Source organism: Allobosea sp. TAB14, from assembly GCF_052113865.1.
Lineage (GTDB): Bacteria > Pseudomonadota > Alphaproteobacteria > Rhizobiales > Beijerinckiaceae > Allobosea > Allobosea spartocytisi.
The window spans coordinates 1-21,028 of sequence record NZ_JBFRDQ010000022.1 but is presented as its reverse complement, the minus strand read 5'-3'; the positions used below and the strand labels follow the sequence as shown (position 1 = coordinate 21,028).

The 21,028-nt window shown below is 68.0% G+C and carries 19 protein-coding genes, 1 tRNA gene and 1 pseudogene; 11 read left to right on the top strand and 10 right to left on the bottom strand.

Features of this window, described 5'->3' with window-relative positions:
- Positions 1–35 precede the first annotated feature (35 nt).
- Genes AB4Y99_RS05325 through AB4Y99_RS05315 form a run of 3 tightly spaced genes read left to right on the top strand, consistent with a single transcriptional unit; the run spans position 36 to position 2,322 of the window.
- Positions 36–998: a CobW family GTP-binding protein gene (locus AB4Y99_RS05325; RefSeq protein ID WP_441522619.1), complete on the top strand. Its 963-nt coding sequence runs from the start codon at positions 36–38 to the stop codon at positions 996–998.
- A 14-nt stretch (positions 999–1,012) separates the two neighbouring features.
- Positions 1,013–2,020 carry a WD40 repeat domain-containing protein gene (locus tag AB4Y99_RS05320; protein WP_441522618.1) on the top strand — a complete coding sequence of 336 codons (1,008 nt, stop codon included), beginning with the start codon at positions 1,013–1,015 and terminating at the stop codon, positions 2,018–2,020.
- A 5-nt stretch (positions 2,021–2,025) separates the two neighbouring features.
- Complete coding sequence (locus AB4Y99_RS05315) at positions 2,026–2,322, top strand: hypothetical protein (RefSeq protein ID WP_051987943.1); 297 nt, start codon at positions 2,026–2,028, stop codon at positions 2,320–2,322.
- 22 nt (positions 2,323–2,344) lie between these two features.
- On the opposite strand, the gene AB4Y99_RS05310 is transcribed toward AB4Y99_RS05315, so the two are convergent.
- Both AB4Y99_RS05310 and AB4Y99_RS05305 read right to left on the bottom strand, forming a co-directional pair.
- The gene (locus AB4Y99_RS05310; RefSeq protein WP_113253481.1) at positions 2,345–3,169 is read right to left on the bottom strand and encodes an OmpA/MotB family protein; all 825 of its coding nucleotides are present in this window, start codon (positions 3,167–3,169) and stop codon (positions 2,345–2,347) included.
- A gap of 14 nt (positions 3,170–3,183) precedes the next feature.
- On the bottom strand, positions 3,184–3,954 hold the full coding sequence (locus tag AB4Y99_RS05305; protein WP_038362894.1) for a motility protein A: 771 nt from the start codon (positions 3,952–3,954) through the stop codon (positions 3,184–3,186).
- 140 nt (positions 3,955–4,094) lie between these two features.
- On the opposite strand from AB4Y99_RS05305, the gene AB4Y99_RS05300 reads away from it, so the two are divergent.
- The 3 genes from AB4Y99_RS05300 (at position 4,095) to AB4Y99_RS05290 (ending at position 8,168) form a co-directional block, all read left to right on the top strand.
- Positions 4,095–5,912: a glucan ABC transporter ATP-binding protein/ permease gene (locus tag AB4Y99_RS05300; RefSeq protein ID WP_441522617.1), complete on the top strand. Its 1,818-nt coding sequence runs from the start codon at positions 4,095–4,097 to the stop codon at positions 5,910–5,912.
- A 55-nt stretch (positions 5,913–5,967) separates the two neighbouring features.
- On the top strand, positions 5,968–6,948 hold the full coding sequence (locus tag AB4Y99_RS05295) for a TRAP transporter substrate-binding protein (RefSeq protein WP_038362896.1): 981 nt from the start codon (positions 5,968–5,970) through the stop codon (positions 6,946–6,948).
- Positions 6,949–7,055: 107 nt separating this feature from the next.
- Positions 7,056–8,168, top strand: coding sequence for a calcium:cation antiporter (locus AB4Y99_RS05290; RefSeq protein WP_191124116.1), 1,113 nt, complete (start codon positions 7,056–7,058; stop codon positions 8,166–8,168).
- Positions 8,169–8,186: 18 nt separating this feature from the next.
- Here the strand turns inward: AB4Y99_RS05290 and aroB are convergent, their stop codons facing one another.
- Both aroB and AB4Y99_RS05280 read right to left on the bottom strand, forming a co-directional pair.
- Positions 8,187–9,341, bottom strand: coding sequence for a 3-dehydroquinate synthase (aroB, locus tag AB4Y99_RS05285; protein ID WP_441522616.1), 1,155 nt, complete (start codon positions 9,339–9,341; stop codon positions 8,187–8,189).
- Complete coding sequence (locus AB4Y99_RS05280) at positions 9,338–9,937, bottom strand: shikimate kinase (RefSeq protein WP_038362902.1); 600 nt, start codon at positions 9,935–9,937, stop codon at positions 9,338–9,340. Before AB4Y99_RS05280 ends, aroB begins: the two co-directional genes overlap by 4 nt.
- A 248-nt stretch (positions 9,938–10,185) precedes the next feature.
- Between AB4Y99_RS05280 and AB4Y99_RS05275 the strand changes: the two genes are divergently transcribed.
- Positions 10,186–10,332, top strand: coding sequence for a histidine kinase (locus AB4Y99_RS05275; RefSeq protein WP_112761739.1), 147 nt, complete (start codon positions 10,186–10,188; stop codon positions 10,330–10,332).
- Positions 10,329–11,258: a site-specific tyrosine recombinase XerD gene (locus AB4Y99_RS05270; RefSeq protein WP_441522615.1), complete on the top strand. Its 930-nt coding sequence runs from the start codon at positions 10,329–10,331 to the stop codon at positions 11,256–11,258. The genes AB4Y99_RS05275 and AB4Y99_RS05270 overlap by 4 nt, the downstream gene beginning before the upstream one ends.
- Positions 11,259–11,387: 129 nt before the next feature.
- Here AB4Y99_RS05270 and AB4Y99_RS05265 read toward each other — a convergent pair whose 3' ends face one another.
- Positions 11,388–12,086 (bottom strand): carbonic anhydrase, encoded by a 699-nt coding sequence (locus tag AB4Y99_RS05265; RefSeq protein ID WP_038362906.1) that lies wholly within the window; start codon positions 12,084–12,086, stop codon positions 11,388–11,390.
- 68 nt (positions 12,087–12,154) lie between these two features.
- Positions 12,155–12,484, bottom strand: a complete 330-nt coding sequence (locus AB4Y99_RS05260; RefSeq protein WP_142022858.1) for a DUF167 family protein — start codon at positions 12,482–12,484, stop codon at positions 12,155–12,157.
- 139 nt (positions 12,485–12,623) lie between these two features.
- On the opposite strand from AB4Y99_RS05260, the gene AB4Y99_RS05255 reads away from it, so the two are divergent.
- Entirely contained in the window at positions 12,624–14,117 is a 1,494-nt protein-coding gene (locus AB4Y99_RS05255; RefSeq protein ID WP_441522614.1) for an amidase, read from the top strand.
- Between the two features lie 80 nt (positions 14,118–14,197).
- Complete coding sequence (locus tag AB4Y99_RS05250; RefSeq protein ID WP_112761744.1) at positions 14,198–15,781, top strand: ABC transporter substrate-binding protein; 1,584 nt, start codon at positions 14,198–14,200, stop codon at positions 15,779–15,781.
- Between the two features lie 121 nt (positions 15,782–15,902).
- Here AB4Y99_RS05250 and AB4Y99_RS05245 read toward each other — a convergent pair whose 3' ends face one another.
- Both AB4Y99_RS05245 and AB4Y99_RS05240 read right to left on the bottom strand, forming a co-directional pair.
- Positions 15,903–17,498: a gamma-glutamyltransferase gene (locus AB4Y99_RS05245; RefSeq protein ID WP_441522613.1), complete on the bottom strand. Its 1,596-nt coding sequence runs from the start codon at positions 17,496–17,498 to the stop codon at positions 15,903–15,905.
- Between the two features lie 124 nt (positions 17,499–17,622).
- A complete protein-coding gene (locus AB4Y99_RS05240) occupies positions 17,623–17,913 on the bottom strand; it encodes a YggT family protein (protein WP_038362916.1) in 291 nt (96 codons plus the stop codon).
- Between the two features lie 119 nt (positions 17,914–18,032).
- Here AB4Y99_RS05240 and AB4Y99_RS05235 point away from each other — a divergent pair.
- Positions 18,033–18,108: transfer RNA gene (locus AB4Y99_RS05235), tRNA-Ala, on the top strand.
- Positions 18,109–18,358: 250 nt separating this feature from the next.
- Here the strand turns inward: AB4Y99_RS05235 and AB4Y99_RS05230 are convergent.
- Together AB4Y99_RS05230 and AB4Y99_RS05225 are read right to left on the bottom strand one after the other, a co-directional pair.
- Positions 18,359–20,707, bottom strand: coding sequence for a xanthine dehydrogenase family protein molybdopterin-binding subunit (locus tag AB4Y99_RS05230; protein ID WP_441522612.1), 2,349 nt, complete (start codon positions 20,705–20,707; stop codon positions 18,359–18,361).
- A 143-nt stretch (positions 20,708–20,850) separates the two neighbouring features.
- A pseudogene (locus AB4Y99_RS05225) lies at positions 20,851–21,028 on the bottom strand (ferredoxin--NADP reductase); the annotation flags it as partial.

Sequence of the window (21,028 nt, the reverse complement as noted above, 5' to 3'; positions counted from 1 at the left end):
CCGCTCCCGAGGCCACCAGCCATCAGGTTGCAATCATGTCCGAAAAGATCCCCGTCACGGTGCTCACCGGCTATCTGGGCGCCGGCAAGACCACGCTGCTGAACCGCATCCTCACCGAGGAGCACGGCAAGAAATTCGCCGTCATCGTCAACGAGTTCGGCGAGGCGGGGATCGACGGAGACCTCATCGTCGGTGCCGATGAGGAAATCTTCGAGATGAACAACGGTTGCATCTGCTGCACCGTGCGCGGCGACCTGATCCGCATCCTCGACGGGCTGATGAAGCGCAAGGGCAAGTTCGACGCGATCATCGTCGAGACCACCGGTCTCGCCGATCCCGCGCCGGTCGCGCAGACCTTCTTTGTCGACCAGGATGTCGGCGACGCCACCCGCCTCGATGCGGTCGTGACCGTCACCGACGCCAAATGGCTGAAGGACCGGCTGAAGGACGCGCCCGAGGCGAAGAACCAGATCGCCTTCGCCGATGTCATCATCCTCAACAAGACCGACCTCGTCTCGGCGGATGAGCTGGCCAAGGTCGAGGCGCAGATCCGCGCGATCAACCCCTATGCCCGGCTCGAGAAGGCCGAGCGCTGCAATGTCGAGATCGCATCGCTGCTCGACCGCAAGGCCTTCGACCTCGACCGCATCCTCGACATCGAGCCGGATTTCCTCGAGGCCGGCCATCACCATCACCATGCCGAGGATGTGCGCTCGATCTCGCTGACGATCCCCGGCGACGTCGATCCGGAGAAGTTCATGCCCTGGATCAACGAGATCGCCCAGATCCAGGGCCCCAGCATCCTGCGTTCCAAGGGCATCCTCGCCTTCAAGGACGAGCCGCGCCGTTTCGTCTTCCAGGGCGTGCACATGATCCTCGACGGCGACCTCCAGCGCGACTGGAAGGCCGGCGAGAAGCGCGAGAGCCGGCTGGTGTTCATCGGGCGCGGACTCAACGAGAACGAGTTGCGCAAGGGGTTTGAAGCCTGCGCGGCGTGAGCTAAAGCCGCATCATGGCTACTTTGACCCAACCCACCTCGCTGCGCGAGCATGTCGTCCCCATCGCGGTGGGAGACCATGTCGTCGCCGCCCGCTGGCTGAAGCAGGGGCTCGTCTTCGCGCTGGCCGACGGGCGCGTGCTGCGCTGGCGCGACGGCGCGACCGACAGCGTCGAGGCCCATGCCGGCGGCATCCTCTGCGCGACCGGCGACAATGACCGGCTGATCTCGGGCGGCGATGACGGGCGCGTCGTCGCAACGCGGTTCGAGGGCGAGCCGGAAGAGCTGGCGAAAGATCCGAAGCGGCGCTGGGTCGACGCGATCACGCTGTCGCCTTCGGGCCATCTCGCCTGGAACACCGGCAAGACGGTCCATGCCCGCGACGAGAAGGGCCGCGTCCGCACGCTGGAGGCCGCGAGCACGCCGCAGGGCCTGGTCTTCGCGCCGAAGGGTTATCGCCTCGCCGTCGCGCAGATGAACGGCGTCTCGCTCTGGTATCCGAACACCGAGGCGAAGCCGGAATTCCTCGACTGGAAGGGCTCGCATCTCGACGCGGCCTGGTCGCCGGACGGGCGCTTCGTCGTCACCTCCATGCAGGAAAACGCGCTGCATGGCTGGAAGCTCGGCGACAGGCCGGGCCATATGCGGATGACCGGCTATCCGGCCAAGCCGCGCTCGCTGTCCTGGTCGCATGACGGGCTCTGGCTCGCGTCCAGCGGAGCGGACGGCGCGATCGTCTGGCCCTTCCAGGGCGACGGGCCGCAGGGCAAGGCGCCGCGCGAGTGCGGCGTGCGCCATGCCCGCGTCACCCGCGTCGCCTTCCATCCGGGCGCGCTGGTTCTGGCGATCGGCTATGACGATGGCTGCATCCTGCTGGTGCGCCTGACCGACGGCTCCGAATTGCTGGTACGGCCGGCCGAGCGCGGCAGCGGCATTAGCGCCTTCGCCTGGGACAAGGCCGGCAAGCGCCTCGCCTTCGGTGCCGAGGACGGTGCCGCCGGCGTGCTGACGCTGCCGGCTTAGGCACGATGCGCTTCGGGCTCTTCGGCAAGGGCGAGGCCCGCAAGGATGACGGCGCGAAAGCCGAGGCGAAGGCCGTGGCCGAAAGCCTGAAGAGGCAGGTTCGCGAGTTGCTCGGCCTGCCCGAGACGACGGTGATTGCCGTCAACGAGATCCTCTGCGCCGATCCGAGCTGTCCGGGCACCGAGACGGTGATCCTGGTGATGCAGCCCGGCGCGAAGACGCAGGCCTACAAGCTGCAGATGGCGATGGCCGAGGTGACGGATGCGGCGCTGGCGGAGGCGCTCCGTCATACTGGGGCTTGACCGCGGTACTTGATCGCTATTCTCAGGGCTTCAGCCCTTGCGGCAGCACCGGCGCATCCGCCTTCAGCACGATCCCGACCCGCCGGTTATAGGGCAGATAGGGGTTGTCCTTGATCAGGGGCTCGATGTCGCCCTTGCCGGTGACGGAGAGGAAGCGCTCATTGGGCACGCCGGCACCGGCGAGAATCTCGCGCACGGCGTTGGCGCGGGCGACGGAGAGGCCCCAGATATCGCCTTCGGGCGGCTGGCCGGGGCGGGGCGTCGCGCTGTGGCCGGAAATGGCGATCTTGTTGGACATGCGCCGCAATGTCGGGGCGATGGCGGCGAGCACCTTGCGCATGCGCTCGTTGGGCTGAGCCGAGCCTTCCGCGAACATCGCGCGGCCCTCCTGATCGACGAGCTGGATGTCGATGCCGGCCTCGGAGACCTCGACGAGGACGTTGCGCGAGACCTCGGCGATCTCCGGCATGTCGCGCAGCGCTTGCCTCAGCGAGGCGGCAGCGAGCGCGAAGCCGCGATCGTAGGTCGCGGAGATCAGCCCGTCTTCCTTCTGGTTGTTGTGGTTGGGCGCGGTGTTGTCGGAGGCGTCCTGCAGCGGGCGGATATAGGCGTTCTTGATATGCGTCTTGGTCGGGATGCCGTCGAGCTCGACGATGCCGGCGAGCCGCACGTCGCTTTGCGTGCCGAAGGCGTCGCGCATCGAGCCGGCGACGATCTGCATCTTCTGCTTGTCCTGGCTCGAATAGGCGGCGACCATGACGAAGAACGCCATGAGCAGCGCCATCAGATCGGCAAAGGTCACGAACCAGCCGTGGCCGCCGTGACCGCCGCGTTTTTTCTTCGCCATGGCCTAGAGCCCGGTCATGCCGCTGCCGCCATCTCTGCGCGATGGTGGTCGGGCAGGTAGGCCAGCAGCATCTCGCGCACCAGCGTCGGGCTCTTGGCGTCGCGCATCTGCAGCACGCCGTCGATGATCAGCGTGCGCGAGATCTCCTCTTCCTCGAGCTTGATGTGCAGCTTGTCGGCGATCGGCAGCGTGAACATGTTGGCGACCATGGCGCCGTAGAGCGTCGCCAGCAGCGCCGTCGCCATGGCCGGGCCGAGCCTGGAGGGGTCGGACATGTTGGCGAACATCGTCACCATGCCGAGAATCGTGCCGATCATGCCCCAGGCGGGGGCGCAGTCGCCGATGGCGCGGTAGACCTTGGAGCCTTCGTCGAGCCGCTGCAGGAAGTTGTCGCGGTCGCGCTCCATCGTGTCGCGGATGAAGTCCTTGTCGTAGCCGTCGGCGATGTAGCGCAGCCCCTGGGCGAGGAACGGGTCGGAGACCTCGACATTCTCGAGCGCCACCGGGCCGCTCTTGCGGGCGATCTCGGCGACGCGCGTGATCTCGTCGATCAGCTCGCGGGGATTGACCGAACGCATGGTGAAGGCGAAGCGGACGCCCATCGGCAGGCCGTGCGCGATCACCGAAAACGGAAAGCGCAGCATGGTGGCCGCGCTGGCGCCGCCGAAGATGATGATCGCGGCGTGCTTGTCCCAATAGGCGGCGAAATTGCCGCCATCGATCAGGATCAGCGCGACGATCGTCGCGATACCCCCCAGAATACCTGCGCCGGTGGCGAGATCCATAAGAGCACCCTGATGCACGCGCTGCTCCGGGGTCGCGGGCCGGGGCTTTCCGCAGTGCGAGACCATAAGAGGTGTGGTTTGAACGAAGCGTTAAGGTTTGGGTGCTTGCCCCGGCGAAACGCTCCGTTAAGAGTCGGCCGATGTCGCTGCTTGCCCTCTATGCCCGCGTCCTCGGCGAACTCGGCCCGGAAAGGCGGCTGGGCGTCGTGCTGGCGCTCGCCAACATCCTGCTGGCGGCCGTGGCCTTCGCCGAGCCGATGCTGTTCGGTGCGCTGATCGACCGGCTGACGACGATCCAGTCCTCCGGCGGCAAGCTGACCTGGGACAGCATCGACATCCTGATCCTGGCCTGGGTCGGCTTCGGCCTCGCCAATATCGGGCTCGGGGTCTTCGTCGCGCTCCATGCCGACCGGCTCGCGCATCGGCGCCGGCTCGCGGTGATGGCGCAGTATTTCGAGCATGCGCTGACCCTGCCGCTCGCCTATCACACGCAGACGCATTCCGGGCGCGTGCTCAAGGTGATGCTCGACGGCGCCAGCGCGATGTGGGGGCTGTGGCTCTCCTTCTTTCGCGAGCAATGCGCCTCGATCGTCGCGCTGTTCGTGCTGCTGCCCTTCACGCTCTGGAAGAACTGGCAGCTCGGCCTGCTGCTGATCGGCCTCGTCGTGCTGTTCGGAGCGCTCACCGGCTTCGTGCTGCGCCGGACCGACCAGCTCCAGCGCAATGTCGAATCCTATCATTCGAGCCTGGCCGAAAAAGCCTCGGATGCGCTCGGCAACGTGCCGGTGATCCAGAGCTTCACCCGCATCGAGGCGGAGGTGCGCGGCCTGCGCTCGACCATCACGAGCCTGCTCAACGCGCAATTGCCGGTGCTGTCCTGGTGGGCGGTGGCGAATGTCGCGACCCGGGCCTCGGCGACGCTGACGGTGCTGGCGATCTTCATCGTCGGCACCTGGCTGCTGATGCACGGCCAGACGACGGTGGGCGAGATCGTCACCTTCATGGGCTTCGCCACCATGCTGGTCGGGCGTCTCGAGCAGATCGTCGCCTTCGTGAACTTCATCTTCATGCAAGCGCCGAAGATGCGCGAGTTCTTCGAGGTGCTCGACACGGCGCCGACGGTGCGAGACCTGCCGAACGCGCCCGATCCCGGCCGGCTCGTGGGCGCGGTCGCCTTCGAGGACGTGTCCTTCTCCTATGACGGCAAGCGCACCGCGGTGCGCGACGTCTCCTTCGCGGTGAAGCCGGGCGAGACGATCGCGGTGGTGGGCTCGACCGGCTCGGGCAAGTCGACCACGCTCGGGCTGCTGCACCGTGCCTTCGACCCGCAATCGGGCCGCATCGCCATCGACGGCCTGGACATCCGCGAGATCTCGCTGTTCTCGCTCAGGCGCAATATCGGCGTCGTCTTTCAGGAGCCGATGCTGTTCGCCCGCTCGATCCGCGAGAATCTGCAGGTCGGCAAGCCCGATGCCACCGATGCCGAGATGATGGAGGCGCTCGACCGCGCCCAGGCCGCCGAGGTGATGGCGCGCCAGCCGGATGGGCTCGACACGCTCGTCGGCGAGCGCGGCCGCACCTTGTCCGGCGGCGAGCGCCAGCGCCTCTCGATCGCCCGCGCGCTGCTCAAGAACCCGCCGATCCTGATCCTCGACGAGGCGACCTCGGCGCTCGACGCCGCGACCGAGGTCAAGCTGCAGAAGGCGCTGGAGGAGGTGATGAAGGGGCGCACCACCTTCGTCATCGCGCACCGGCTCGCGACGATCCGCAACGCCGACCGCATCCTCGTCTTCGAGCAGGGCGAGGTCGAGGAGATGGGCACCTTCGACGAGCTGGTCGCCAAGGGCGGGCGCTTTGCGGCGCTGGCGCGGGCGCAGTATCTGGTCGGCGACAAGCCGGCCGCCGAGCTGGCGGCGGAGACTCCGAGCCCGCTGGCGCAGAAATTGCGGGCGGATTGACGGAGGGACGCCCCTCTTGCTGGAATGATCCGGCACAGCAAAAAGAGGGTTTCTCATGCGTTGGCTCGCGGCCGGTTTTCTCGTCTCCGGCCTCCTTCTCGGTGCGGGCGCTGCCCTGGCGCAGACGACCTGGGACATGCCGACGGAATATCCGGAAACGGCGATCCCCGGCGAAGGCGTCGCGACCTTCGCCAGGCTGGTCAATGAACGATCTGGCGGGCGCCTGACGATCCGCCCCAGCTACGATGCCAAGCGCGGCATCAAGTCGGCGCAGATGATCGCCGCCGTGCAGAAGGGCGAGGTCGCCGCGGGTGACGCCTTCGCCGGAGCTCTCGGCGCGGTCGATCCGCTGTTCGGCCTGTCCTCGCTCCCCTTCCTGGCGACCTCGATCGCCGATGCCCGCCGCCTGACCGATCTGGCGCGGCCGGTCTATGAGAAGAAGCTCGCCGGTTTCGGCCAGAAGATCCTCTACACCACGCCCTGGCCGGCCTCGGGCATCTGGTCGAAGGCGCCGCTCGATTCGGCGGCTGACCTCACAGGCCTGTCGATCCGGACCTATGACGCGACCTCGACCGCGGTGATGGACGCGGCAGGCGCCAAGGCGGCCAATCTCTCCTTCGCCGATGCGATGCCCAAGGTGAAGGACGGCTCGGTCACGGCCGTGCTCTCCTCCGGAGATGGTGGCGCGGGGCGCAATCTCTGGGACTTTCTGCCTCACTTCACCGAAGTGAACTACGCGATGCCGATCTCGCTCGCGACGGTCAATCTCGCAGCCTATGAGGCACTGCCGGCCGATCTCAGGCAGGTCGTCGACGCGGCTGCGAAGGATACGGAAGCGCGGCAATGGGCCGCGATCCGCACGCGGCTCGACGAGAACTATGCTCGCATGCGGGCCAACAAGGTTTCGATTCGTGCCGATGTGCCGGCGGATGTCGCGCAAACCCTGGCCAAGGCCGGGCGTGGTGCCATCGAGAGCTGGCGCCGCAGCACTGGAGCCGACGGGGCCACCCTGCTCGATCAATACGATAGGAAATAGCGGCGGATGGCAGAAGGATCGTCGCAGCTTAGGGCGACCGTCGAGACAGCGTCGAGCGATTATGCGACAATCACCGCCTTGCCGCCGAAAATCAGAGCCATTTCAGCATGATGTTGTTTCGCCTCGCCTGTGCCTGGGCTTCCGTTGTCGCTTTCCAGCTGTTCGGCGACAGCCTGCTCGGCCAGCTCGGCGCGCCGCTGCCGTCGTTGCTGGTCTTTCTCTGGCTGCTCGCCGTGATCATCTGGTCCGCGTTCGGGGTGGTGCACGAGGCGGAGGAGCTGGCGGAGCGGCTGGGCGAGCCTTACGGCACGCTGATCCTGACGCTGTCGATCGTCATCATCGAGGTCGCGCTCGTCGGCGCCGTGATGCTGGGCGCCAAGGGCGCGCCGACGCTCGGCCGCGACACCATGTTCGCGGTGCTGATGATCGTGCTCAACGGGGTGGTCGGCATCGGGCTCCTGATCGGTGGCCTCAGGCATTTCTCGCAGCGCTACAACCTGAAAGGCGCCTCCGCCTATCTCGCCGTCATCATCCCGCTGACGGTGATCCCGCTCTTCCTGCCGAATTTCACGACCTCGACCACGGACGGGACGCTGACCTCCTTCCAGGCGGTCGCCTTCTCGATCTTCACCCTGGCGCTCTACGGCGCCTTCCTCATCCTGCAGACCGGCCGCCACAGCGCGTTCTTCCACGAGCCGGCGCCGGAAGGCGAGGTGTCCGCTGCCGCGGCCGTCGCAGAAGGGGACGAAGCCTCGTCCTCCACGGCGCGGGAAATCCTGCCGCGCATCGGGCTGCTGCTGGCGAATATCCTGCCCATCGTGATCCTGTCGAAGAGCCTCGCCGCGGTGCTGGATTTCGGCATCGTCAAGCTCGGCGCGCCGACGGCTTTGGGCGGCATCCTGATCGCGATGGTGGTGTTCACGCCGGAATGCATCGCCGCGCTCAAGGCGATCACCGGCAATCAGCTCCAGCGCGCCATCAATCTGTGCCTGGGCGCGGCAGCCTCGACGCTCGGCATGACCGTGCCGGCCGTGCTGCTGATCGGCGTCTTCACCGGCCAGCCGGTGGTGCTCGGCCTGTCGGCGACCAATATGGTGATCGCCGCGATGACCCTGCTGCTCTCGACGCTGACCTTCACCGGCACGCGCACGACCATGCTGGAAGGCGCGGTGCATCTGGCGGTGTTCTTCGTCTTCATCGTGCTGGTGTTCAGCCCGTAGGCCGATCCGGCGGCGCGATCAGTGCGCTGCGCCGTTGGCGGCGAGCTCGGCTTCGAGGAAGCCCTTGACCTCCTCGGCCGCGACGCCGGGCGCGATGAAGCTCTTGCCGATGCCGCGGGCGAGGATGAAGGTCAGCGCGCCGCGCTTGACCTTCTTGTCCTGCGCCATGGCGGCGAGGATTTCCTCGGCGCTGCCGGCCCCGCCCGGAACCTGCTGCAACCGGCTCGGCAGGCCGACATGGTCGAGATGGCGGGCGACGCGGCCCGCATCCTGGCCGGAGCAGAGCTCCAGCCGCTGCGAGAAGCGGAAGGCGAGCGCGAGCCCGATGGCGACAGCCTCGCCATGGACGAGGCGGCGGGAATCGTAGCCCGTCAGCCGTTCCAGCGCGTGGGCGAAGGTATGGCCGAGATTGAGGAGGGCGCGGTCGCCCTCCTCGCGCTCGTCGCGGGCGACGATCGCCGCCTTGGCGCGGCAGGAGACGGCGACGGCGTGGTCGCGTTCCGGGCCGCCGGCGATGACGCGGCTCCAGTTGGCCTCGCACCAGTCGAAGAAGGCGGGGTCGTCGATCAGCCCGTATTTCACCACCTCGGCATAGCCGGCCTTGAACTCGCGCTCGCTCAGCGTGTCGAGCAAGGCGGTGTCGGCGATGACGAGGGCCGGCTGGTGAAAGGCGCCGATCAGGTTCTTGCCGTGCGGCGAGTTGATGCCGGTCTTGCCGCCGACGGAGGAATCGACCTGCGAGAGCAGGGTCGTCGGAACCTGGATCAGGCGCACGCCGCGGCGCAGCACCGCCGCGGCGAAGCCGGTGAGGTCGCCGACGACGCCGCCGCCGAACGCGATGACGAGGTCGTTGCGCTCGATCTTCGCCGCCAGCAGGGCGTCGCAGAGCGCGACGAACTGGGCATAGGATTTGGAGGCTTCGCCCGGCGGGATGGTGATCCGGGTCGCCGCGATGCCTTCCTGCTGCAGGCAGGTTTCGAAGGCCGCGCCATGGAGCGCAACGACGCTCTCGTCGGTGACGAGGGCGGCGCGGGCGCCGGGCGCGAAGGCGGCGATCAGCGCCGCCGCCTCGCAGAGCTGGTGGCGCCCGATATGGATGTCGTAGCCGCGGCCCTCGAGCGCGACGGGGACGACGATGCGGGCCCCGGTTTCGCGGGACATGGTGGCGTTCATGATTCAGCGACTCCGCCAGCCGCGACGCCAAGGTAGCGTTCCAATGCGGCGACAATTTCACCGACGATGACCTCATGGGGCTCGTCGCGCGACTGGATGGTGAGATCGGCCAGCGCATAGACCGGCTCGCGCTGGGCCAGCATGGCGCGCAGCGTCGCTTCCGGATCGGCCGTCTGCAGGAGCGGGCGGTTCGAGCGCTTGCGCACGCGGCGCATCAGCACGTCCGGCTCGGCCTTCAGCCAGACCGACACGCCGAGCTCCTTCACCCGGACGCGGGTCTCGGCATTCATGAAGGCGCCGCCGCCGGTCGCGAGCACCAGAGGAGCCTGCGTCGTCAGGATGCGGCTGATCACGCGCCGCTCGCCGTCGCGGAACTCGGCCTCGCCGCGCTGCGCGAAGATTTCGGGGATCGACATGCCGGCTGCGGTCTCGATCTCGATATCGGCGTCGACGAAGCCCATGCCGAGACGGCTGGCGAGCCGCCGGCCGATCGAGCTCTTGCCCGAGCCCATCATGCCGATCAGCACGACGGCACGGCGGCCGAGCGCGCCACGTAAATCGACGGTTTCCGGAGCTGGGATGGTTTCGACGGTCATGCTGGCTCGTTTCCTCGGGCGGGGATGTAGCACGCAGCGGCGGCCTGCGTCATGCCTCTGTCACGCCTCTTCCGGCCCGATTTCGAAGAGTTTTACGCATCGCTGTGGCGTGCTTGCCCTTGCGTCGGCCGGGCGGCATCGCGGATAACAGTCGGGCGCCGACAACTGCGCGCGCATCGGCCCTCGACGCGGCATGCGGTTTTCGGACAAGGCCGGTGCCGTAAAGCAAGAGCGAAAGTTCGCCAGACGTGCCGACCCTGTTCCGGTTCCTGTTCTTCGTCGCCGTCATCGCCGGGCTGGTCTTCGCGGGCATGATCGCGCTCGTCACCTTCGTCCAGCCGGTGCAGCGCGAGATGGTCGAGATCGTGCCGCCGGCGAGGCTGCAGCCGAAATGAGCCGGATCCCGCGCCAGCGCCTCAACACTTTCCTCGACATGCTGGCGGCCGAGCGCGGGGCGGCGCGCAACACGCTCGATGCCTATGAGCGCGATGTCTCGGATTACCTCGTCTTCCTCGCCGGCAAGCCGCTGGAGAGCGCGACCTCGGACGATATTCGCGGCTGGCTCGCCGATCTGGCGGAGCGGGGGCTGAAGGCGTCCTCGGCGGCGCGAAGGCTCTCGGCCGTCAGGCAGTTCCACCGCTTCCTCTATACGGAGGGGCTCTCCGGCAGCGACCCCACGGCCGCGATCGCGGGGCCGCGTCAGGGCCGGCCGCTGCCCAAGGTCGTGTCCGTCGGCGATGTCGACCGTTTGCTCGGCGCGGCGCGCGAGGCCTGCGAGCGCGAGGGGCTGACGCAGGCCGCCCGGCTCAGGGCGCTCAGGATGCGCTGCCTCGTCGAGATGCTCTATGCGACGGGCTTGCGCGTCTCGGAGCTGATCGCGCTGCCGCTTTCGGCCGCGACGACGCGCGAGCGCTTCCTGATCGTGCGCGGCAAGGGCGACAAGGAGCGGCTGGTGCCGCTGAACGAGGCGGCGCGTGCCGCCGCCCGCGCCTGGCTCGACGCGCTGCGCGAAGCCGGGCAGGCGGATGGCCGCTGGCTTTTTCCGTCAGACGGCGAAAGCGGGCATCTGACCCGCCAGGCCTTCGGGCGCGAGCTCAAGGCGCTGGGTGGCGCGGCCGGGCTGCCGGGCGCGTCCTTGAGCCCGCATGTCCTGCGCCATGCCTTCGCCAGCCATCTGCTGCAGAACGGCGCCGATCTCCGCGTGGTGCAGGAACTGCTCGGCCATGCCGACATCGCCACCACCCAGATCTACACCCATGTGCTCGACGAGCGCTTGAAGAGCCTGGTGCGCGATCTCCATCCGCTGGCGGATGGGGATTGATACGGGCGTATCAGGCGTCATTCTCGGTCGAAGCGAAACTCTTACAGAAGGGGCGCCTGCGCCTCCGTGTCGTGAGATGCTCGGGTCAAGCCCGGGCATGACGCGCGATGCCCCGCCCAGCTCGGCGGCCTAACCCTCGATGCAGCGGATCTGCTGGACCCGCTTGGGCATCTCGCCGACGGCGGGGATGAACTGCCCGGTCGCGGGGTCGAGGATCATCAGCACGCCGGTCGCCACCGCGAAATAGGCGCCGTGTAGATGCAGCCGGCCCTTGCTTTCGAGGATCTGCACGCAGGGGAAGGTGCGCAGATTGGCGAGCGATTGCTGGATCGAGGCGAGTTCCAGCCGGTGCAGGTAGTCGTCGAAGCTTTCGTTGCGGCCGCGCCCGCCGGTGCGTTCGGCGGCCGGCCCGATCAGGGTGATCCATTTGCCGATGAAGTCGCCGGGCGAGAGCGCCTCCTGGCTGTCGTCGGCGAAGGCGCGGATGCCGCCGCAGCGGCCATGGCCGAGCACGACGATATGCTCGACCTTGAGCGCCTGGATCGCATATTCGAGCGCGGCCGAGGTGCCGTGGAGCTGATCGTCCGGCGCGAAGGGCGGCACGAGATTGGCGATATTGCGGGCAACGAACATCTCGCCCGGCCGCGCATCGAAGATGACCTCCGGCGAGACGCGCGAATCGCAGCAGCCGATCAGCATGATCTTCGGCGTCTGGCCGTTCTCGCCGAGTTCCTCGTATCGGTCCTTCTCGCGGATGAAACGATCGTCGAGGAAGGTGCGATAACCTTCCGTGAGCCGCTGGGGAAAGGGGGCCGCGGGCTTGTCCATGGCCCTGTCGAACAGGAAAGCGAGGCGTCCGTCAAGCGGATGCTGCGCTGCGGCAATGGAAGCGGGGATCAGGCGGCGGCGAATCGTGCCCGCAACCGCGCCGCCAGCACGGCCGGATCGCCTTGCAGGGCGACGGTCTTCAGCCGGGCGGTGGCGCCGGCCGCGATCGTGACCTGAGAGCGCGGCAGCCCGAATTCCTTCGCGACCAGCGCGACCAGGGCGGCGTTGGCCTCGCCCTCGCTCGGGGCGGCGCGGACGCGCGCCTTCAGCACGGCGCGGCCATCGGCGAGCGTCTCGACGCCGTCGAGCGCGTCGCGCCCGCCGCGTGGCGTGAGCCGCACCGAGACTTGCACGCCGCTGGGCGTCTCCCGCCAGAACGGGCTCGCCGCCTTGCTCACCGGCTCGCCCTTGTCCGAAGGTCAGCCATGCGCGCTTCGGTCATGGACATTCCGCTTTCGTTTTTCCTACGCTGTCACATCGGACGCTCGGCGCCCGGCATAACGCTTGCTGAGGGGCAGGCACAATGGAGACCATGCCTTGACTGAACCCTGCGACCTCACCGCCGTCACCGCGCGCGCCCTGATCGGCGCCAAGAAGCTTTCCGCCCGCGAACTGCTCGAAAGCTGCATCCGGCGCATGGATGCGATCGACCCGGCCGTGAACGCCATGGTGGCGCGCGACGACGAGGCCGCCCGCAAGGCCGCGGCGGCGGCCGACGAGGCGACGGCGCGTGGAGAGGCGCTCGGCGCGCTGCACGGCTTGCCGGTCGGCATCAAGGATCTGGAGAATGTCGCGGGCCTGCGCACGACCTATGGCAGCCCGCTCTATCGCGATTTCGTGCCGAAGCAGGACCAGCTCATCGTCGCCTCCGTGCGCAAGGCCGGCGCGATCATCGCGGGCAAGACCAACACGCCGGAATGGGGAGCGGGCGCCAATACCCGCAATGCCGTCTATGGCGTGACCGGCAATCCCTTCGATCCGACGAAGAGCGCGGCCGGCTCGTCGGGCGGCTCGGGCGTCGTGCTGGCGACCAATATGGTGCCGCTCGCCACCGGCTCCGACACGGGCGGCTCGCTGCGCAACCCGGCGGCTTTCAACGGCATCGTCGGCTTCCGGCCGTCGCCGGGGTTGGTGCCCAGCGAGAAGCGCGCGCTCGGCTGGACCCCGCTCTCCGTGCTCGGGCCGATGGCGCGCAACGTGCCGGATCTGTGCCTGCTGCTCTCGACCATGGTCTCCGATGACGCGGCCGATCCGCTGGCGACGACGATCCATGGCAGGACGGTGCGGCGGCCGGAGGATTTCGCCCGGCCGGACGCCATCGACCTCGCCTCGCTCAAGGTCGCGCTGACACCGGATTTCGGCTTCGCGCCGACCGAGCGCCTGATTCGCGAAACCTTCGCCGAAAAGACCGGCGCCTTCAGCCACCTCTTCCGTGCGGCCGAGGCGGCGACGCCGGATTGCGAAGGCACCGACGAGGTATTCGAGATCCTGCGGGCGGTCGCCTTCCTCGCCGGACATCACGACAAGGTGCGCGACACGCCCGATCTGGTCGGGCCGAATGTCCGCGCCAATGTCGAGGAGGGGTTGGGCTATTCCGCGCTCGACGTGACCCGGGCGATGAAGCAGCAGACGGCGATCTATCAGCGCTGGCAGCATTTCTTCTCCGATTACGACGTCATCCTGTCGCCGGCGATGACGCTGAGCCCGCGACCCTGGAGCGAGCTCTATCCGGCCGAGATCGACGGCAAGCCGACGCGGACCTATTTCCACTGGCTCGCCATGGCCTATGCGGTCACGGTCGTCGGCCATCCCGCCATCTCGCTGCCGGTCGGGCTCGACCGCAACGGCATGCCCTTCGGCCTGCAGATCGTCGGCCCGCGCGGCGGCGACGCCAAGGTTCTGGCGGTCGCAGCGGCGCTGGAGGCGCAGCTCGCCGGCGATCCGCTGACGGCCCGGCCCGTGCCCGACCTCGCCAGGCTCGCCAAGGCCCGCCCGATCAGCGAGAGCCCGAATTTCATGGGCTTCGACTGATGGATGGGCCAAGATCGGCCACGGCCGGCAATGACCGCCCACGCACCAGCAAAGATCAACCATAAAAGGGGAGAACGCAGATGAGACGTCGTGAATTTTTGATGGGTACGGCAGCGCTCGGGCTTGCTGGCCCGCTGCTGCCGGAGCCAGCCAGCGCGCAGGCATCGGCGACACTGATGAAGTTCGTGCCGCAGGCCAACCTCTCGGCGCTCGATCCGATCTGGACGACCGCGACCGTGACCAACAACCACGCCTACTACGTCTTCGACATGCTCTACGGGGCCGACGAGAACCTGAAGCCCCAGCCGCAGATGGCGGAGGGGCACGAGGTTTCCGCCGACGGCAAGACCTGGCGCATCAAGCTGCGGGAAGGGCTGACCTTCCATGACGGAACGCCGGTCAAGGCCGCCGACTGCGCCGCCAGCGTCAAGCGCTGGACCCAGCGGGACCCTTACGGCCAGCTGCTGGGCCGGGCTGTCGAGGAATGGGGTGCGCCGGACGAGCGCACGATCGAGATCAAGCTCAAGCGGCCCTTCCCGCGGATGCTGGAATGCCTGGGCAAATCCGACCAGCCGCCGGTGATCATGCCCGAGCGCCTGGCGAAGACCGACGCGAACACGCAGGTGACCGAGATGGTCGGCTCCGGCCCCTACAAGTTCGTCCCAGCGGATTATGTCTCGGGCAGCCGCGTCGCCTATGAGAAGTTCGAGGCGTACAAGCCGCGCAGCGAGCCCGCGAGCCGCAATGCCGGCGGCAAGGTCGCCTATTTCAAGCGCATCGAATGGAACATCCTGCCGGACCCCGCGACGGCGGCGGCGGCGCTGACCCGAGGCGAGGTCGACTGGTGGGAGCGGCCGCTCGCCGATTTGCAGCCGATGCTGTCTGGCAATGCCGACATCAAGCAGGAGGTGATCGACAAGGCCGGTCGCGGCGCGATCATGCGCCTCAACCATCTTCAGGCGCCCTTCAACAATCCGAAGATCCGGGCGGCCGTCCGCATGGCGGTGAAGCAGGAAGACTATATGCGCGCGACCCAGGGCGACGACACCACGCTCTGGCAGACCTGCCGCAGCCTGTGGTGGCGCGGTACGCCCTATTATGCCGGCGAGCAGGAAGACCTGATGCCGCAGAGCCTCGACAAGGCGAAGGCGGCGCTGAAGGAATCCGGCTACAACGGCGAGAAGGTCGTCATCATCAATCCGACCGACTTCCCGGATATCGGGCCGCTGGGCGAGGTGACGTTCGAATTGCTGAAGAAGCTCGGCATGAATGTCGAGATGGCGGCGAGCGACTGGGGCACCGTGGTCCAGCGCCGCGGCAGCCGCGAGGCGGTCGAGAAGGGCGGCTGGAGCATCTTCCACACCACTGGCTCGGCGATCAGCTGGGGCGACCCGGCCCAGTCCACGATCGTTCGCGGCCAGGGCGAGAAGGGCTGGTTCGGCTGGTGGAAGAGCGACAAGGCCGAGGAACTCGCCGAGGCCTGGCTCTATGCCGCCGACGAGGCGGCGCAGCGCAAGACCGCCGGGGAACTGGGCCGGCTGGCGCTGGAGGAGGTCGCGACGGTCCCGCTTGGCCAGTTCTTGAGCCGCACCGCCTATCGCAAGAACATCACCGGGATGCTGGCGGGCTCGGCGCCTTATCCCTGGGGCGTGAAGCGTAGCTGAGCGCGGTCATCAACAGTGACACAGGGAAAAGGCGGCCGGGTGGCCGCCTTTTCTTATGCCGGAGCTCGATTTTGCGGGATGGCGGCGTGTTTTCGAGCAAACACGGCACGCCGCAAGACAATCAGCGCTGCGCCGCCACAGCCGCCGACCAGGGCGAAGCCGCGTCGCTCGACCCCTCGGCGCCGTTCCGGTCGACGCGGATGAAGTTCGGACAGGCGAAGTTGATCGGCAGCACGGCGTGCTCGGCGAGCGCGGTCGGTCCGGCTGCCTCCAGCGCGGCGAGGGTCTCGGCCGGCAGGCGCGGATCGGCGCTGGTCGAATCGGGGCCGGAGACGTCGATGCGCGGCTGATGGGCGTTTGCCTCGGCCTCCATCCCGAAATCGAGCTGCCAGGCCAACGTCTGGTAGACGCTGGCGAGGATGCGCCGTCCGCCCGAGGAGCCGGCCGCGAGGCGCGGCCAGCCGCCGTCCTTCGGCGTGACGACGACCGGGCACATGTTGCAGAGCGGCCGCGCGCCCGGCGCGATGGCGTTGGCGCTGCCGGGGCGGGGATCGAACCACATCATGCCGTTGTTCATCAGCACGCCGGTCGAGGGCAGCACGACGCGGCTGCCCATCGAGGAGAGCAGCGTCGTGGTGACGGTGACGAGGTTGCCGTCGCGGTCGACCACGGTGAGATGGGTGGTGCAGGTGTCGCCGGGTTCCTTGGCCGCGGTCGCGGCGCCGAGCCCGTCCAGCCGCTCGCGATAGGCCTGCCGCATCACGCGCGAGAGCTGCGCGAACCAGGCCGCGGACGGACCGCTCCCATCGGTCGGGGCGTCGGCCATGCCGGCGATGACCCGTTCCAGCGTCGGCGCGGCGGTCAGCCCGCCGGCGGTGTGGATGAGATGGCTGCCGCGCCAGGCGATGCTCGGCGCTTCGCGAATTTCGGCCTTGCAATCCGCCAGATCCTGCGCGTCGACCACGCCGCCAGCGGCCGCGATGTCGGCCGCGATACGCCGCGCGATGTCGCCCCGGTAGAAATCGTCGAGCCCGGCTTGCGCCAGCCGCTCCAGCGTCGCCGGCAATTCGCCCAGCATCATGAAGCCCGGCGAGCCCTGATAGGGCGGCACCGGCGGCAGGCCGCCGGGGAGGTAGATCCGCGCGCTCTCCTCATAGAGGCGAAGCACCGAAGCCGAGGAGGCGACCTTGAGCGTCGTGTACCAATCGGCCGGCAGGCCGCGCTTTGCGAGCGCGATGGCGGGGGCGAGCAGATCCGCCAGCGGCAGCGCCGAGCCGAAGGCCTCCTTCAGCTTCGCGTAGCCCGCGACCGAGGAGGGTGTGACGAAGGAGAGCGGGCCGTGGATGTTCCGATCGCCGACGACCTCGGGCCAGGTGAAGAGATCCTTCTTCATCGCGCCGGTGAGGGGGTAATCGGTGGGGTCGGCCCGGCGCGGCGCGACCGGCCCGAAATCGACGACCTGCGCGCGGGTCTCGCCCGCCTTGAGCACGACGGCGAAGCCGATGCCGCCCAGCCCGCTGTTCCAGGGCTCGACGGCGGCGAGCGCGAAGCAGGCCGCGACGGCGGCATCGGCCGCGTTGCCGCCCTGTTCGAGGATCGCCGTGCCGGCCTCGGCCGCCTCCCGGCTCTGCGAGACGACGAGGCCGTGCCGGCCGCGTGCGGCGGGCTTCGTCAGGTGCCAGTTCTGGCTGCGATAGGGGGTGGTGGGGGTGAACACGAGGCGGCCTCCGGAAGCTGACGGCGGCCGCATGTTGCATGGGCAGGCTCGGGAGGTCGAATGCGTCCTGCCCGCCTGCGGGTCGCGTCCTGCGCAGGGCGCTCCCGGGTGGAGCCGCTTCGCGTCAGAAGACGTTGGGGTAGATGTAGCGGATGATCACGCTCTGGATGAAGTAGATGATCAGCAGCAGGATGATCGGCGAGATGTCGATGCCGCCGAGATTGGGCAGCCGCTGGCGGATCGGCCGCAGCGCGGGCTCGGTCATGCGGTAGAGCATGTCCCAGACGGTGGCGACGAACTGGTTGCGGGTGTTGATGACGTTGAAGGCGATCAGCCAGCTCAGAACGGCCGAGGCGATCAGAATCCACACATAGATCTGCAGCGCGAGCAGAACCACGTCGAGAACGGCACGCATCGGTCTTCCTTTTAGGCCTGTCCGGAGAGGTTGCCGCAGAATATCGCCGACACCTGCCGAAAGAGGCAAGGGAGACGATTGACATTCACGCGACGCACGGCCTAGAAGGCCAGCGCCTTGGGGCTGTAGCTCAGATGGGAGAGCGCTGCAATCGCACTGCAGAGGTCAGGGGTTCGAATCCCCTCAGCTCCACCAAGGCCTAACTCCCGTCACCGCTGTCGAGACCGTGCCCGCGTGGCGTGGTGAAGATCGGGCTTTTGAAGCCGATTCTCCTGTTGCGGTGCGCGTGGGGGGCACCGGCCCCAAACCCGGCCATCGATCGGAACCGAACTCCGTCGTCGCGACCCGTAAGCCGGCAGCGAATCGCGCCTGCCTTCGCCGCGCCCTGTCGCCACGTCGATGCCAACGCGACCTGTCGGTGCGACGGGGCTTTCGGCCCCGCCGATCAAGCGTGGCCGCCGCGCTCGTGGATGATCCGCCAGATCGTCAGGGGCGTCGCCGGCATGTCGACATGATCGACGTCGTAAGGCGAGAGCGCGTCGACGATCGCGTTCATCACCGAGGGTAGCGAGCCGGCGCAGCCGGCCTCGCCGCAGCCCTTGGCGCCGACCCGGTTGGTGCGGGTGGGAACGCCCTGGCTGATGAAGGTGAAGAACGGCACATCCGCCGCGCGCGGCATGGCGTAGTCCATGAAGGAGCCGGTCATGAGCTGCCCGGCCTCGTCATAGCTGGTCATCTCGTAGAGCGCCTGGCCAATGCCCTGCACGACCCCGCCATGCAACTGCCCCTCGACGATCATCGGGTTCACCAGCGTGCCGAAATCGTTGACCATGACATAGCCGGCGATCTCGACCTGCCCGGTGTCCGGATCGATCTCGACCTCGGCGATATGGCAGCCATTGGGATAGGCCGAAGGCGCGGCCTTGAAGACATGGTCGACATCCAGCGTCCCGGGGAGATCATCGGGCAGGGATGCTGCCGTCCTCACCCTTGCGGCCAGCTCCATGATGCCGATCGAGCGGTCGGTTCCGGCGATGCCGAAGCGGCCCTCGGCGAATTCGATGTCGGGGAGGCCGGCCTCCAGGAAATGGGCGGCCAGCAGCTTGCCCTTCTCGACGACCTTCTCGCTCGCCTCGATGATCGCCGAGCCGCTCGCCATGATCGATTTCGAGCCGCCGGTGCCGCCGCCGGCGATCAGCCTGTCGCTGTCGCCCTGTACGAGGCGGATCTTGTCGAAGGGCACGCCGAGCTGGCTCGTCAGCACCTGAGCGAAGGGCGTCCAGTGGCCCTGGCCGTAATCGAGCGTGCCGGTGACGATGGTGACGGTTCCGTCCGGCTCGAAATGGATGCCGCCCATCTCGTTCGTCGGCGGTGCGGTGACCTCGAGATAGCAGCCGATGCCACGGCCGCGCAGCTTGCCGGCCTTGCGGCTGGCGCGTTCGCGGGCCCGGTAGCCCTTCCAGTCGGCCGCCTCCAGCGCCCGGGCGAAGAGCGCCGGGAAATCGCCGCTGTCATATTGCGTCCCGATCGGCGTGGTCCAGGGCAGCTTGTCCGTGGGGATCAGGTTGCGCTGCCGGAGCACGGCCTTGTCGATCTTCATCTCGCGGGCGGCGGCATCGATCAGCCGCTCCATGAAGTAATTGCCCTCGGGGCGCCCGGCGCCGCGATAGGCCGCGATCGGCACGGTATTGGTGACGGCGCAGCGGGTCGCGACCTCGACCAGCGGCGTGCGGTACATGCCGACGCTGTTCTTGCCGATGTTGAGCGTCGCCATCATCGGCCCGACCGAGGAGAGATAGCCGCCCATATTGCCGAAGCCGGTGAAGCGCGTCGCCAGGAAGCGGCCGCGCGCATCGAGCGCGAGCTCGGCCTCGAAGGCCATGTCCCGGCCGTGATGGTCGGAGACGAAGCTCTCCGCGCGCTGGTCGGTCCATTTCACCGGCTTCTTCAGCAGCCGCGCCGCGTGCAGCAGCACGACATATTCGGGAAACACCGAGGCCTTCATGCCGAAGGAGCCGCCGACATGGCCGGTGACGAGCCGCATCCGCCCTGCGGGAACACCCATCGCCGCGGCGAGGCTGTTGCGCATGCCGAAGGCGCCCTGGCTCGGGGCATGAAGCGTGTAGCGGCCGGTCTTGCGGTCATAGGCGCCGATCGCGGCACGGGGCTCGATCGGGTTCACCACGATGCGGTTGTTGACGATCCGCAGCTTCGTGACATGCGCGGCCTTGGCGAAGGCCTCGGCGACCTTGGCGGCGTCGCCGAAATGATAGTCGAGGACGAGGTTGCCGGGGACGTCGTCGAAGAGCTGCGGCGCGCCGGGCTCAAGCGCCTCCTCTGCCGAGGTGACGGCCGGGAGGATGTCGATATCGAGTGCCACCGCCTCGGCCGCGTCGCGGGCCTTCGCGGGCGTGCGGGCCACGACCATCGCCACGGGGTCGCCGACATAGCGGACCTTGTCGATGGCCAGCGCCTTCCGCACCGGCTTCCTCAACGGCGTTCCGTCGCGGCTGGTCAGGTCGAGCTGGCATTTCAGCGTGCCGTAGCCCTGGCCTTCGAGATCATCGGCCGTGTAGACCGCGACGACGCCCTTCATGGCCCGCGCCGCCGAGACGTCGATCTCGCGGATGATGCCGTGGGCATGCGGGCTGCGAACGAAGGCGGCGTGAAGCTGCCCCTCCAGAGAGAGGTCGTCGGTGTAGCGCCCCTCGCCCCGGACGAGGACCGCATCCTCGTTGCGCGGCAGCGACTGGCCGATTCCGACCGGGGTGGCGGAGTGGGCGGCTTGGGACACGCGCATGTTCATGACTGGGTACCGCGATCGAAACAGAGCGCGGCTACACTGGCGCAAAAGCGCGGCGCGCGCTTTGCAGATGCGGCATGGCCGATACCCGCTCGCGGATCGCGGCGCCGTGCTTCGAGGTGCCCGGCTGGGGCTTATTTCTCGACGAAGGCCTTTTCGATGACGTAGTCGCCGGCCTCGCCGTGATTGCCTTCCTCAAGGCCGCGCTCGGCGAAGATCGTCTTGAGGTCGGCGAGCATCTGTGGCGAGCCGCAGAGCATGAAGCGGTCGCCCTCGGGGTCGAAGCCGGGCTGGCCGATATCGCTGTAGAGC